Annotated in this window: 12 protein-coding genes; 3 read left to right on the top strand and 9 right to left on the bottom strand. The window is 68.7% G+C overall.

The annotated features are described in order from the left end of the window. Positions 1-78: 78 nt before the first annotated feature. Positions 79-1377 carry an ABC transporter substrate-binding protein gene (locus tag QRN19_RS17475; RefSeq protein ID WP_285028498.1) on the bottom strand — a complete coding sequence of 433 codons (1299 nt, stop codon included), beginning with the start codon at positions 1375-1377 and terminating at the stop codon, positions 79-81. 151 nt (positions 1378-1528) lie between these two features. Beyond that, complete coding sequence (locus QRN19_RS17470) at positions 1529-2398, bottom strand: LacI family DNA-binding transcriptional regulator (RefSeq protein WP_285028497.1); 870 nt, start codon at positions 2396-2398, stop codon at positions 1529-1531. 29 nt (positions 2399-2427) lie between these two features. Between QRN19_RS17470 and QRN19_RS17465 the strand changes: the two genes are divergently transcribed. After that, entirely contained in the window at positions 2428-3696 is a 1269-nt protein-coding gene (locus QRN19_RS17465) for an ROK family transcriptional regulator (protein ID WP_285028496.1), read from the top strand. Position 3697: 1 nt separating this feature from the next. Here the strand turns inward: QRN19_RS17465 and QRN19_RS17460 are convergent, their stop codons facing one another. From QRN19_RS17460 to QRN19_RS17435, 6 genes are all read right to left on the bottom strand, one after another. Further along, positions 3698-5650, bottom strand: a complete 1953-nt coding sequence (locus QRN19_RS17460; protein WP_285028495.1) for a cellulase family glycosylhydrolase — start codon at positions 5648-5650, stop codon at positions 3698-3700. Between the two features lie 65 nt (positions 5651-5715). Then, positions 5716-6687: an aldo/keto reductase gene (locus tag QRN19_RS17455; protein ID WP_285028494.1), complete on the bottom strand. Its 972-nt coding sequence runs from the start codon at positions 6685-6687 to the stop codon at positions 5716-5718. Positions 6688-6689: 2 nt separating this feature from the next. Continuing rightward, positions 6690-7580: a carbohydrate ABC transporter permease gene (locus QRN19_RS17450; protein WP_285028493.1), complete on the bottom strand. Its 891-nt coding sequence runs from the start codon at positions 7578-7580 to the stop codon at positions 6690-6692. Then, positions 7577-8461 carry a carbohydrate ABC transporter permease gene (locus tag QRN19_RS17445; RefSeq protein ID WP_350224047.1) on the bottom strand — a complete coding sequence of 295 codons (885 nt, stop codon included), beginning with the start codon at positions 8459-8461 and terminating at the stop codon, positions 7577-7579. Before QRN19_RS17445 ends, QRN19_RS17450 begins: the two co-directional genes overlap by 4 nt. A gap of 86 nt (positions 8462-8547) precedes the next feature. Next, positions 8548-9855, bottom strand: a complete 1308-nt coding sequence (locus QRN19_RS17440) for an ABC transporter substrate-binding protein (RefSeq protein WP_285028492.1) — start codon at positions 9853-9855, stop codon at positions 8548-8550. 98 nt (positions 9856-9953) lie between these two features. Next, complete coding sequence (locus QRN19_RS17435) at positions 9954-10634, bottom strand: ThuA domain-containing protein (RefSeq protein WP_285028491.1); 681 nt, start codon at positions 10632-10634, stop codon at positions 9954-9956. 92 nt (positions 10635-10726) lie between these two features. Between QRN19_RS17435 and QRN19_RS17430 the strand changes: the two genes are divergently transcribed. Together QRN19_RS17430 and QRN19_RS17425 are read left to right on the top strand one after the other, a co-directional pair. Beyond that, positions 10727-11920: an ROK family transcriptional regulator gene (locus tag QRN19_RS17430; RefSeq protein ID WP_285028490.1), complete on the top strand. Its 1194-nt coding sequence runs from the start codon at positions 10727-10729 to the stop codon at positions 11918-11920. Between the two features lie 40 nt (positions 11921-11960). Further along, a complete protein-coding gene (locus QRN19_RS17425; RefSeq protein WP_285028489.1) occupies positions 11961-13193 on the top strand; it encodes a multidrug effflux MFS transporter in 1233 nt (410 codons plus the stop codon). 87 nt (positions 13194-13280) lie between these two features. On the opposite strand, the gene QRN19_RS17420 is transcribed toward QRN19_RS17425, so the two are convergent. Continuing rightward, entirely contained in the window at positions 13281-14249 is a 969-nt protein-coding gene (locus QRN19_RS17420) for a carbohydrate ABC transporter permease (protein WP_285028628.1), read from the bottom strand. Positions 14250-14252 lie beyond the last annotated feature (3 nt).

Here is a 14252-nt window from a genome sequence, read left to right as displayed (position 1 = left end):
TGCCTTCGCTTCGCTGGGTGGGGTGGAGGACACCCGGGCCCGCCGTGGGGCCGGGCCCGGGTGTCGGTCGGGTGGGTGCTACTCGGCGACGTCGGCGCGGGCGGCAGCCCAGCGCTTGTTGAGGTCGGCGAATGCGCTCTCCTTGTCGCCGTCGGCTGCGCCGCGGGCGACGTCGATGAGCTTCTGGCGGTAGGTGTTGCCGAAGAGGTCGATCTCAGCGGCGTTCGCGATGTCGTTGATCACGGCCTCCTTGCCCACCGGGTCCGGAGCAAGCTCCAGGTAGGTGACGCCCAGGTCGGCGAAGTCGGCCAGCGTGTCGGGTGCCGGGTCGCTGATGACGGGGCTGATGGCACCCTGGCTGGCGGCGAAGCCGGACTTGTTCGTGAACCAGTCGATCCACGCCTTCGCGGTGGCCTTGTTCTTGGAGTACTTGCTGACCGCCAGGAACTTGTCGGAGGCGGTGACGGAGGTGAAGCCCTCGTCGGTCTTCCATGGCATGGGCCAGAAGCCGATCACGTCGCGGGATTCGCCGGCCTTCTCGGCGGCGTCCTGCATCTGCGAGACGGCCCAGGAACCGAGGACCATCGAGCTGATCTCACCGGAGGCGAGGAGGTTCTTCGACTCCTCCCAGTTGGTGGTGGTGGGGTCGGGCTCGCTCAAGCCGGCGGCGACGGTGTCGAAGAGGAGACCGTCGATGTCGTACTGGTCGTTTCCCTCGGTCCAGGGACTGTCGGTGGCGATCATCTCCGTGCGGACCTTCGGGCCCTGCGTGGCGCCGAGGTTGCCCTCGAGCGTCGCGAGCGGCCAGCCGTCCTTGTAGTTCGTGTAGTACGGGATCGAACCGGTGGCCTTGATCTTCTCGAGTGCGGCGAGGTACTCCTCCTCGGTGGCGGGCGGCTCGGTGATGCCGGCCTTCGTCCACACGTCGCGGTTGAAGACGTAGCCCATGGCCGACCCGAAGGTCGAGACGCCGTAGGCCGTGCCGTCGAACGAGGCCTCGTTCGCGAAGCGGTAGGTCTTGGACTGCTCCTCGGTGCTGCCGAGCGGCTCGAAGAAGTTCGCGTACTGGTCCTTCGTGACGTTCGACGAGGGGATGAGCAGGACGTCGCCGTAGTCCTTCGAGTTGAGGCGGATCTTGGCGTCGCCCTCGTAGTCCGTCAGCGCTTCGAACTTCACGGTGGTGCCGGGGTACTGCTTCTCGAACTCGGCAGCGTAGTCCTTGAACGTGGTGTCGACGAGGTCGGTGCGGTTGGTGAGGACGGTGATCTCGCCGCTGGGGTCGCCGTCGTCGTTGGCGGCTCCGCCGGAGCAGCCGCTGAGGACGAGTGCCGCGGCCGCAGCCGTTGCGGCGAGGCCGATGATCGGTCTCCGGGACATGGGAACTCCTTCGTTCGGGGGCGAAGGGCCGGGTCGCCTCGTCGCTCGCTGTCCAGCATCGTCGGCCGTCCAACACCCGTCAAGAGTAAACATTATTAATTTATATAACAAATCGATCACGGGAAACCGTGCCCGGAGCCGCCCCCGACCGTCAGACGGCCGGGGCCGAGCCCGAGGTGGAGCGCTCGATGACCACGGCGTGTGGAGCCTCCCGCGTGGTGCCCGCGCGACCCGCCAACAGCTCGAGCAACTCCTCGCCCGCCATCTCTCCGATGCGCTGCACATCGTGACTGAGCGCCGACATCGGCGGATCGGACAGCTGGCACTGCGCCGAATCGTCCCACGCGACGATCGAGAGGTCGTCGGGCACGCGCAGCCCCGCCTCCTGCACGGCCTGCAGGCCACCGAGCGCCATCACGTCGCTGTCGAAGACGACCGCCGTCGGCCTCGGATCCCGGGCGAGGAGTGCCTGCATGGCCTGCAGGCCGGACGCTCGGGAGTAGTCGCCGCCGATCGAGACCGTGTCCACGTCCGGGAGGTCGGACGCGAGGGTGAACGCCTCCATCCGGGAGAGCGTGTGGGTCAGTTCGCGCGGACCCGTGACATGCGCGAGCCGTCGGTGCCCGAGCGAGACGAAGTGGTCGACGGCCTCGTGCATCGTGACCGCGTCGTTGGTCCAGACCGCCGGAAGTCCCTGCGCCGTCGTCGGCGCACCGATCACGATCGCCGGGATCCCGGACCGCTCGACGAAGGCGACCCGCTCGTCGTCGTCGATGAGGTCCACGAGGATGACGGCACTCACCGTGCCGTCCTGCTGCCAGCGCCCGAGCTGCAGCAGCTCTTCCTCCCGCGTCGGCAGGACGCGGAGCAACACCGACAGGCCGTGCGGACGGACGACGCGATCGATGCCCGCAATGAGCTCGTGGTAGAACGGCTCCGCCCCATAGATCTCCGAGGCCCGGAACAGCGTGAGGCCGATCGGCCGGGGCTGCGCGATAGTCTGTTCGGCATCGAGACCCATCGGGACGCGGCCTTTCGTGAGGAGTGGTCGTGTGGCCCTCACACTACGCGCTCGACCATCGGCGGGAGGGACAGTTGGCCAGACGTGAGTCCGTACAGTCGGGCCCCGGCAGCCAGGCGCTCATCGTCGACCTCATCCGCTCCGCCGGCACGATCAGCCGCACGGAGCTCACCGAGGCGACCGGCCTGACCCAGCCGTCGATCTCCAACATCGTCCGTCGCCTCATCGAGGACGGACTCGTCCGCGAGACCGGCCGGGCCGCTCCCCGAGGCGGCAAACCGCGGACCCTCCTCGAGATCAACGCGAGCGCCAAGTACGGCGTCGGGATCCAGCTCGGGTTCGAGTCGATCACGCTCGTCGCCACCGACGTCCGTGGCGGTGTCGTCGGTCGTCAGCTCGTCGACGGGGCGGGTGCGGCCACGCCGGAGCAGGTGACCGACCGGCTCGTCACGCTCTACCGCGACTTCGTCGCCGGTGTCGGGCTCGCGCCACCGGCGATCGCGGGCGTCGCCGTCGTCGCCCCGGGTCCGATCGCCCAGCTCGGAGGCGTGCTGCTCGGGCCACCGACACTCGTTCGCTGGGACGACTTCCCACTCCAGCAGGCGTTGCAGGAGCGTCTCGACGTCCCGGTGGTCGTCGACAACGACGCCGCTGCGGCGGCCATCGGGGAGTTCTGGAGCCGTCAGGTGTCGCGCACGGAGGCCTTCGCCTGCGTCTACATGGGTACGGGGATCGGCGCGGGCATGGTGCTGGGCGGCGCGCTGTACCGTGGGTCGAGCTCGAACGCCGGCGAGCTCGGCCACATCAGCATCGAGGTCGACGGTGTCCCCTGCCACTGCGGCAACCGCGGATGCCTGGAGCGCTACGCTGCCCCTGCGGCCGTGATGGCGGCGGCCGAGGCGATGCGGGACCGCCTCGACGACCTCGGTCTCGGTTTCGTGCCGGAGACGCTCAGCCGCGACTTCGACCAGCTCGCCCGAGCCGCCGTCAGCGGTCACGAGGTGGCACTCGACCTCATCCGGTTCTCGGCCGACCGGGTCGCCGTGGCCACCGTGACCCTCGCGAACCTGCTCGACCTCGATCGACTCGTCCTCGCCGGCCCCGGCATGGCGGTCGCCGGTTCGCTCTACGCACGAGCGATCCGCGAACGCCTCGAACAGCGATTCTTCGCCCGGCGAGCCCACCAGATCGTCGTCGAACTCTCCGCCAACCCGCGTGATGCGGCGGCGATCGGCGCTGCGTCACTCGTGCTGCAGGGCACGATCGCCCCGGGTCACGGGCCGGCGCTCACCCGCTGAGTCATCGGTCGTCGGCGTCGAGGGCGTAGACGACGACCCCGAACGGCGGAAGGTCCACCGGGCCGGTGACGGTTCCGCCTCCCAGTTCCGACAGGACACCGTCCGTGACGGGGGTGCAGGTGGTCGCCTGGTCGGTCTGGCTCAGGAACCACACGAAGCGACGACCGTCCCGATGCTCCATGACGCCCGTCATCACCGCAGGGTCCGAAACCCGGACTTCGGGCGACGCACCGGCTTCGACCGCGAGCGCGGCGTAGAGTTCCCACGTCGGTTCCGGATTCACCCGCGGGACCGCGGACGCGAAGTACTCGACCGGATAGGTCGAGAGGATCATCGAGCCCGCGCCGACCCGGCGCCGCAGCAGCGCCGGCCGGCCGGCCCGGTCCGTCGCGACGACCTCGGCGTCGACCGGTTCGACCGGCAGGTGGGAACGACCGTCGACGGTGCCGCCGACGGCGAAGGTGAGGATCGCACCGCTGGGGATGTCGCCGAAGTCCACCTGGAACTCGAGGGTGACGGTGTCGTCGACGACAGGCTCGATGAGGCCGTACCGCAGGCGTTTGCGGACCCCGAAGAGGTCGTCGAGCTTCGGCCACCACGAGCCGCGCTGATTCGCATGCACCCCGTTGAAGTAGGACGCGTAGACGGTCGCTCCGGCCGAGGCTCGCCGTTCCAGCTCCGCCCAGGTCGGGGCGAGCAGCGCTTTGGTCGACGGGACGATGATCAGATCGAGGTCGTCGGGGAGTCCGTCGAGTTCGCGGACGACACCGACGGGCAGATCGGCCGTTCGTGCCGCGACGTAGGCCTGTCGCGCGACCTGGAACACGGTCGGGCCATCCTCCCGTGCAGTGAACGCGTAGGGCGATTCGAGGAAGGACGACACGAGCAATCCAACGCGCGTGTCCGGCCGTCCGAGTCCGGCGAAGTCGAGTTCGCCGAGCATGGCGGCGAAGTCGCGGACCTCGAGCAGCTGCGCCTTCGGGACCCCCTGGTCGGTGATGAGTCCGAAGTGCATCTCGAAGGGGTGATGGTTGTACGGCTCACGGTCCGAGAACGCGTCGTAGTCGACGTTGTTCCAGGGGATCCACGCCGTCGCCCCGGCGAGCAGCGTGGAGTGCAGGACCTGACGGTAGTAGTGCGCGGCGTTCTCGTCGTCGACGTAGTCCGAGGTCACCCCGAACTCCTCCATCACGACCGGTTTGCCGCCGAGGTCCAACAGCTCGCAGATGAAGGCCGCACCGAGGTGCTGCCGCACGGGGTCGTCCTCCATGCGGTAGACGTGCGGGCCGAAGAAGTCGATGAGCGGTTCGAGTTCGCGGACTCGGAAGCCGTTGTCGTTCCCGGTGATCTCGACGCCCCAGGCCCCCTCGCCGACGGAGACCGGCTGCGTCCCTCCCCCGGCCCGCACCGCATCGATGAGGAGCTGCGCCCAGGCGGTGACCGCCTCGGCGTCGATGGTGTCGATGCCCCGCGATCGCCAGTCCGCGTAGATCGGGACCTCGTTCGTCAGGAGCCAGCCGTCGATCGCCGGGCTACCGGCGAAGCGGGAGACGACCTCGCGGATGTACCACGCCTGACGACCGACGAACCACACGTCGGAGAAGACGTCCCGCCCGTCGCGCCAGACCGGATCCCAGTTCTGCGCGGACATGTGCCCGACCAGGAACGTCGGGATCGTCCACATCCCCGCGTCGACATGCCGCTGGAGGAAGTCGGCCAAGTGGGCGAGCATCTCCTCGGACAGACGATCGGGCTCCGGGTGGAAGTCCGGCCAGTAGAGGAAACTGCGAGTGTGGGTGATGCCGTGGGCGCGGAGCTGTTCGAGCTCCTGCGCGACGACATCGCCGTCGTAGTCCCGCCACATGAGGGGCCCGCCGGTGCGCGACCAGAAGTTCACCCCGATCAGGGCGTCGACGCCGTCCGGAGTCGGGAGGTGTGCGGCGTGTCGTTTCATGGATGTCCTCGATGTCGTTTCGCGTCGGCTCGGAAGCGTCGTCGTTCCGCCGGATGTGGAGTCGGTCAGCGCCGTGCGGCGTCCTGCCAGGTCGACCGGTCGAGTTCGACCGCTTCGATCGCGGCCCACAGCGCGTCGTCGATGGGCAGCGCGGCCAGATCGAGTGTGCGCGTGTAGTCCTCCAGCCGTTCCATACCGACGATCGTCCCGGTGATGCGGGGATCGCGCAGGGACCACTGCAGCGCGGCGGCGGCCAGCGGGACACCGGCCTCGTCGCACAGCCGACCGATGCGGTCGACCGCCTCGAGCATCGACGCCGGGGCGGTGCTGTAGGCGTACCTCGTGGTCCGAACGGGCCACGAGGTGAGCAGCCCGCCGCCGTAGGGAGCGGCGTTCAGAACGCCGAGACCCGCCGCCGCGGCCTGGGTGAGCAGTGCATCGGACGATCGGTCGACGAGCGTGAAGCGGTTGTGCGTGATGAGCGCTTGGAACCATCCCGTGTCGACGAATCGGGACAGCAGCTCGGCGGGGCCACCCGAGATGCCGAGCCCTCCGATGAGGCCCTCGTCCCGGGCTGCGACGAGGGCTGCCACCGGACCGTCGTGAGCCATCGCACGCTCCCACGTCGTGTTCTCCGGGTCGTGCAGGTAGACCATCGGGAGGCGGTCGACGCCGAGTCGTTCCATGCTCTGCTCGAGTGATCGGCGCATCTGCGGTGCGGAGAAGTCGTCGGTCCCCGGCTCGCGGTCGGCCTTCGTCTGCACGGAGAGCCGTCCCGCCGACTGGCCGAGCTGCCCGAGCGCCCAGGCGACACGTCGCTCGCTGTCACCGAACCCGTAGTTGTTGGCGGTGTCGATCGTGGTGACCACGCCGTCGCTCGCCATGGACGCGGCGAGTTCCAGGCTCTCCTCCGGCGAAGAGCCCGAGCCGTCCTCCCGACGGCGCCATCCGGCGGCGCCGGCGATGATCGGGCTCACCGTCAGCCCGGTGTCGCCGAGGGGGCGTGGTTCGACGAGGGTCGAGATCCGATCGGTCATGGTCATCCTTTCAATCCACCGCTGATGAGGTCCAACTTCCAGAACCGCTGCAGGAACAGCATGAGCGCGACGAGTGGGATGAGCGACACGAACGCACCGACGATGGCCGTCGTGTACAGCAACTCCTTCCCGTCTCCGGTGCTCAGGAGCGTGAACAGACCGAGGGTCAGCGGATACAGCCGTTCGTTCGACAGCATCAGGTAGGGCAGCAGGAAGTTGTTCCACGTGCCGATGAAGTGGAGGAGGAACACGGTCACGAGACCCGGCACCATGATCGGGAGTGCGATCCTCCGGAAGATCGAGAACTCCCCCGCCCCGTCGATCCGGGCCGCCTCGAGGAGGTCCGACGACACCGAGGAGGTGGCGTAGACCCGGCAGAGGAAGATGCTGAACGGGCTGATCACCATCGGCAGGAGTACCGCCCAGTACGTGTTCGTGAGGCCGAGCCCCGCCATCACGAAGTACTGCGGGATCGCGAGTGCGATCCCGGGGATGAGCACCCCGCCGAGGAGGATCCGGAACATCGTGTCTCGACCGGGGAACCGGAACTTCGCCAGCGCGTACCCGGCGAGCGCCGACACGAGGACGCACAGCACGGAACCGCCGAGCGAGTACACGATCGTGTTCCCGATCCAGGAGAGGAAGACGCCGTCCTGCATCGTGAACAGCTTCTCGAGGTTCGAGAGGAAGCCGGTCCCCGGTGCGAGCGTGAAGGTGGAGAACAGTTCCTGCGGTGACTTCGTCGAGGCCATGACGACCCAGACGAGCGGTGCGAGGCAGTACGCCGCCCCCACGAGGAGGATGACGGTCGGGATGAGCGATCCGCGGTGGGGCCGTCGTGGCACGGCGGCGCCCGAAGCCGGGGCTCCAGCACGGAGGGTGGTGGAGGTCATGAGGCGTCGCTCCGATCCCGGGTCACGCGCAGCAGGATGGCCGAGGCCACGAGCGTGAACGCGGCGATGATGACCGCTGTCGCGGCTGCGCCGTTGATGTTGTCGTTGGTGAACGCATCCGTGTTGACCTTCATCAGCGGGAAGAACGTCGAGCTGATGGTGTCGGTGAGTGGCCGGAGGGCGGTCGGCTCCGCATAGGCCTGCAGCGTCCCGATGAGGGCGAACAAGGAGGTGAGGACGAGCGACGGCGCGATGAGGGGGATCTTGATCCGCACCGCGATGTCGAACTCGGAGCAACCGTCGATGCGGGCCGCCTCGTACACCTCGGCTGGGACGGCCCGCAACGCCGTGAACATGATGACCATGTTGAAACCGAGCGAACCCCAGATGCTGATGTTTGCGAGCGCGGCGATGACCGACCCGGAGGCGAGCGGTTCGACCGCGGGCAATCCGATGGTGGTGAGCACCGCGTTGAGCGGGCTGGTCGACGGCAGATACAGGAAGCCCCACATCATCGCCGCGATGACGCCGGGGATCGCGTACGGCAGGAGGATGCCGGTCCGCCAGATCCGTGCGCCCCGGATGCTCGGGAGATCGAGGAGGAGCGCGAAGAGCAGGGCGATGCCGAGCGTGCAGGGGATCACGATGACGGCGTACAGGCCGAGACGGCCGACGCTGGCGACGAACTCCGGGTCGGTGAGCGAGGTGACGTAGTTGTCGAGGCCGACGAAGGTCTGTTCGCGGGCTCCGTACCCGCCCGAACCGGCCGGGACGCGTTGACCGAACAGGCTCAGCACCACGGCGTAGCCGATCGGCGCCACGAGGAACAGGAGGAAGAGCACGATGGCCGGGAGGAGGAACAGGTAGGGCACGATCGGCACCCGGGCCCGGTGACGAGGCGTTCTGATCCGGCCATGGTCCGGAACCGGAGGCGAAGCGCTCGTGGGCGTCATGAGCGGCGTGGCGTTCATTCGACGTCGAATCCCGACTTCTCGAGGTCCGCACGGACCGTCTTCTGGACGGCCCGGAGCGCGTCCGCGAAGGATCGACCGGCCCCGAGGGCCTTGCCGACCTGATCCGTGTAAGCGCTGAAGGCGACGGTCGTGTTCGGTCCCCACGTCACGTCGGTGGTGTCGGCGGCGACGTCGAGCAGGATGTCGTGGAAGTCCTCCTGACCGGCGGCGGCCTTGTCGGCGGGCTGCGGGATGCTCGCGTAGACGTCGAGGCCGGGCGCGGAGGCCGGGAAGTTGCCTCCCTGCTCGATCATGACGCCCTGCCCCTCGGCGGTGGAGCCGAGCCAGGTGAGGAATTTGGCCGCCTGCTTCGGGTGCTTCGAGGTGGTCGTGACGAGACTCGACGAGCCGCCTTGGAACCCGACACCGGGGTCGTCGTCGGTCCAACTCGGCAGCGGGGCGATCCGCCACTTCCCGATGGTGTCCGGAGCGCCCGTCTTCACCGAGGAGCCGGTCGCGCCCCAGGACCCGATGACCTGGGTGAGGATCTTCCCTGAGTTCAGCTGCGCGTTGAATTCGGGGGTGCCGCTCGCCCCGGCGGAGACGACGCCCTCACCGACGAGTCCGTCCCAGTACTCGGCCACCTTCGTCGGTGCAGCACCGTCGATGTCGACCGACCAGGTGTCGTCGTCGAGCGACCACCAGTCCCCACCGGCCTGGGCGGTGAGACCGGCGAGCCACCCGGCATCGCTGGTCGGGAAGTTCGCGAGGACCGAGTCCGGAGCGGCCTGCTTCGACTGGCGAGCGGTGTCTGCGAACGCGTCCCACGTGGTCGGCACGGACAGCCCGTACTGCTCGAAGAGGTCGGCACGGTACATGAGCAACATCGGCGCCTGGTCGAGCGGGACGCCGTAGACCCCGTCGTCACCGAGATGGACGAGGTTCCAGACGGCAGGACTGTACTGGTCCTCGATGCCGTCCACGTATTCGCTGATGTCTGCGGCGACGCCGCTCGAGATGTACGAGGGGAGCCACTGGTACTCGGCGAGCGCGAGGTCCGGGCCCTCCCCGGCCCGAACGGCGGCGTTGAGTTTGGTGAACTGGTCGGTGCCACCCCCGACGTTCGTGACCTTGACCTGGATGTCCGGATGTTCCGCGTTCCAGGCGTCCGCGATACCGGGGGCACCGGCCCACCAGGTCCACCAGGTGAGCGTCACCGGGCCGCTCTCGGCGGGTGCCTCGCTGTCGCTCCCAGCGGAGCATCCGCCGAGGGCCAGTGCCCCGACGACAGTTGCGGTGATCCAGACGGCTGATCGCTTCATGGAATTACCTCCTCGTAATCCTTCGGTGGCGCATCGGTCGTCAGGAAGGCCGATGCTGCTTTCAGGAACAGTAGCTTATGTTCAAGACTTGGACAAATCTACGGGGCGAACCCGATCGCGTCGCCGTCCAGCAGCCACCCGAGGCTGCGTCGCAGGATGAGCTGCCGCTTCGGCGAGTCGAACGAGCGCACGTCGTGACCGAGCGCGTCGTACACGACGCGGGCGGGACCCGACCGGTGCGTCCACAACACGGGATGACGCACCCCCTCGTGCTCGTGGAACGCGAGCGGGTGGATCGCGTCGGAGACCCGGAGGTGCGTGTAGCGCTCATCCCAGACGGTGAAGTCGCCGAGACCCCGCGTGATCGGATGCCCGGCGTCAGGCACCTCGATGAGCGCCTCGCCGATCTCGGGGTGCATCGAGACGCCGCCGACCCAGCGACCCCCGATCACCCGCTCCCAAGCCGGCATGTGGGGGAACGAGGTGGCTGAGACGTGATGCGACCAGATCGACCCGCCGTCGCGCGCATAGGCCTCGAACCCCTCCTGCGCCGCCGCGAAGGTCGACGACTCCAGTCCGTGCCGCGTGGGATTGCCGACCATGAGGACGAGGAGGTCGACGTTGTCGAGTGACGCCAGCTCCTCCTCCACCGCGCCACTCACCCGGACCTCGAGCCCCTCCTCGCGGGCGAGATCGGCCACGCGGCCCGACGTCGCTGCGAAGTCATGCCAGGGATCGGCGTAGCGCCCCTCGCCACGAAGAATGAGTACGTTGTGCATGCCGGTCTCCTCGATCATCTGGTATTTGTGCAAGACTAGAACTTATCAGCTCGCGCCGCACCGGTCGCGGAGGAACCTGTCGAGAGGACGCCATGAGCATCGGAACCGCCTCCGGGCACACCCTTGAGGACATCCGCCGGCGGAACGTCTCCGCCGTCCTCGCTCTCGTCCACGGTGACGGAGGGCTCTCCCGGGCGGAGATCACCAGGCGCACCGGTCTCTCCCGCTCGTCGGTGGCGACGGTGATCACTGACCTCGAGCTCGCCGGTGTCGTCAGCCAGGAGGCCGCTCCGCCGGCGACCCGGGTCGGGCGCCCCTCCCCCGTCGTCATCCCCACGGATCGGTTCCTCGCGGTGTCCGTGAACCCCGACGTCGACGGGGTCCGCGTGGCCCTCTGCGCCCTCGGCGGGCGGATCGTCGCGCAGACCTTCCGTCCGAGCGAGCGGGTGGTCACCCCGAACGAGGCTGCCGCGATGACCGCCGACGCCGTCCGCGAACTGCGGGCGGGCCTGCCGGACTCGCGCCTGGTCGCGCTCTGCGCCGCCATGCCGGGCCGTGTCGACAAGACCGGCGAGGACGTGGTCTACGCGCCGCACCTGAGGTGGCGGAACGTGCCGTTCGCGTCGATGCTGCAGGACGCGACCGGCATCCCCTCCCGGGTCGCTTTCGACGCCGCCGTCGGGCTGGCCGCGGAGCGACACTGGGGAGCTGCCCGTGACACCGCCGACGCCGTCTACCTCTACGGCGGCCCCGGCGGGATCGGGGCGTCGGCGCTCGTCGACGGCCGGATCCTGCAGGGAGCGAACGGCGGCGTCGCCCGCCTCGGCCACCTGCTCGTCGCCCCCGACGGTCCGGTGTGCAGTTGCGGCAACGTCGGCTGTCTCACGACCGTCGTCTCTGCGCACGCCATCGCCGCGGCCACCGGTGCCGCCTCGGTCGCGCTCGCGGACCTCCGTGCCGCGCTCGCCGAGGGCTCCGCCGCCCGGACCGCCGGCGCCCTCGACCGACAGCTGGAGTACGTCGCGACCGCGATCCGGGTCATCACCAACATCTACGACCCCGAGATCGTCGTCATGGGTGGGTTCTTCGGCCTGCTGCTCGACCAGGGCGACGGTGCGATCCGGCGGCGACTCTCGGACGAGACCATCTCCGCGCTGCGCAGCCCGGCCCGCCTCGTCGAACCGCGGCTCGGCGAGAGCCAGCTCCTCGCGGGGGCGAGCGACGTCGCGTTCGCCGCGCTCCTCCGGGACCCCCTCGGGTTCACCGCCCGCGAAGCGACCGCATGAGCCGCGGGATCCGACCGGTGTCCTCCGCGGGACACCGGCGATGAGCGCGGGCGACGCGGCACCGGCGGCCGGAGACTTCGCACGCCGACGGATCGCGTACGTCATCGCGCTGGGACTGCTGCAGACGCTCAGCACCTTCACGATCGACATCTACCTGCCGGCCTTCCCGCAGATCGCGGGCACGTTCGGTGTCTCGGAGCCGTCGATCCAGTTCACCTTCACGGGCGCGATGATCGGCATGGTCTTCGGGCAGTTCTTCGCCGGCCCGTGGAGCGATGCCGTCGGTCGGCGTCAGCCGATGCTCATCGCCACGGTCGTCCACGTCGCCGCCTCGATCGCGTGCGCCCTCGCCCCCTCGGTCGAGATGCTCGTCGCCGCGCGTGTGCTCCAGGGCGCGGCGTCGGCCGCGACGGGCGTCATCGCGCTCGCCATCGTGCGCGACCTCTACTCCGGTTTGTCGATGATGCGCATGCTGGCGTCGATGTCGCTCATTTCGGGGATGGCCATCGCCGTCGGGCCACTGTTCGGGTCGCTGTTGCTGGAGGTCATGGAGTGGCGGGGGGTCTTCGCCTCTCTCGCCGGATACGGACTCGCCATCGGGCTGCTGGTGCTCGTCCTCATCGGCGAGACGCTCCCGCCGGAACGCCGGCACCCCGGAGGACTGCGCGCTCGCGCCTCGGCGATGCGGCGGGTGGGCTCCGACCGACCCTTCGTCGGGCTCGTCCTCGTGACCTCGCTCGCTTGGGCGGGCATGTACAGCTACCTCGCGGCATCGTCGTTCCTCTTCCAACGCGTGTACGGACTCAGCGAGCTGCAGTACGGCCTCGTCTTCGCCTCGCACGCACTCATGATGCTCCTGGGCACGCAACTCGGGGTCCGCGTCGCCCATCGCATCGAACCACGCCGCATCGTCATGCTGTCAACCGCCGGTCTCGGGCTCTCCGCGATCGGGCTGCTCGTGATCGGGTTCCTGCCCGTCGGGCCGCTCGTGAGCATCATGGTGTTCCTCTGGGCGTTCACCTTCTTCCTCGGCGTCAACACCCCCTGCATCCAGACCCTCGCGCTCGCCCGCCACGGCGGCGACGCCGGCACCGCGGCGAGTCTCCTGAACGCCACCCGGCAGGGTTTCGGCGCGCTCGCCACCCCGATCGCCGGGTTCATCGGGGTCACGAGCGCCGCACCCGTGGCCGCGGTCATGGTGGTCGGCCAGCTCGCCGCGATCGTCATCCTGTGGGTCGTCGTCCGGCCGGGACGACTCGACCCCATCGACTGAGGCGCACGGCTGCAGCGCACCGCGAAACGACACCCCGGACCAGGAGGGTCCGGGGTGTCGCGGTCCGTTCGGCATCGGATCAGGGAATCACCCCTTGATCGCGCCGGTCAGCATGCCCTTCGTGAAGTGGCGTTGGATGAACGGGTAGACGATCAGGATCGGCAGGGTCGCGAGGACCACGACCGCCATCTGCACCGATTGGGACGGCGGTGTCGGGACGTCCGAACCGATGATGTCGGTGAGGACGGACCCCTGGATGACGTACTGGTTCAGCACGACCTGCACCGGCCAGAGGCTCGAGTCGTTGATGTAGAGCAACGCATTGAAGTAGCTGTTCCAGTACCCGACGGCGGCGAAGAGCCCGACGACCGCGAGCACCGGGCGCGACAGCGGCAGGACGATCTTCCAGAGGATCCGGAAGTCGCTCGCGCCGTCGATGCGCGCGGACTCGATGAGACTCGCCGGGATGCTCATGAAGAAGTTGCGCACGACCACCATGTTGAACGCCGAGATCAGGCCCGGGAGGATGAGCGACCACAGGGTGTTCAACAGGCCGAGGTTCTTCATCAGCAGGTAGTTGGGGATGATCCCGGCACCGAAGAACATGGTGAACACGACGAGGAGCAGGATCGCACGCGAGCCGGGGACCTGCCTGGTGCGGCTGAGCCCGTAGGCCAACATCACGGTGCAGGTGAGCGAGAGCGCCGTCCCGACGATCGTCACGAAGGCCGAGATGAGCAGCGAACGCGTGACGATGTCGCCGGCGAGGATCGCCTGGTACGCGTCCAGCGAGAACGAGGTCGGCAGGAAGCCGCTCGTCTGCGCGTCCTTTGAGGCGAAGCTCATCGCGATGATGTAGACGAACGGGTACAGCATCACCAGGACGATGAAGCCGATGACGAGGGCTTTGAGCGCCTGGACAGGGACGGAGGGACGCCCCATCCACGCCGGTCGGTCGCTCGTGGGACCGCGTCGCCGACGTTTGGTCCGCGGTGGGCGAGCGCTGCCCGCGGCTTCCGGTGCCATCGGCGCCGTCGGCGTCTCCGGTGCTGTCATGGT

Origin of the sequence: Plantibacter sp. ME-Dv--P-122b (genome assembly GCF_030209375.1) — a bacterium.
GTDB lineage: Bacteria > Actinomycetota > Actinomycetes > Actinomycetales > Microbacteriaceae > Plantibacter.
This window is presented reverse-complemented; position numbering and strand designations above follow the sequence as displayed.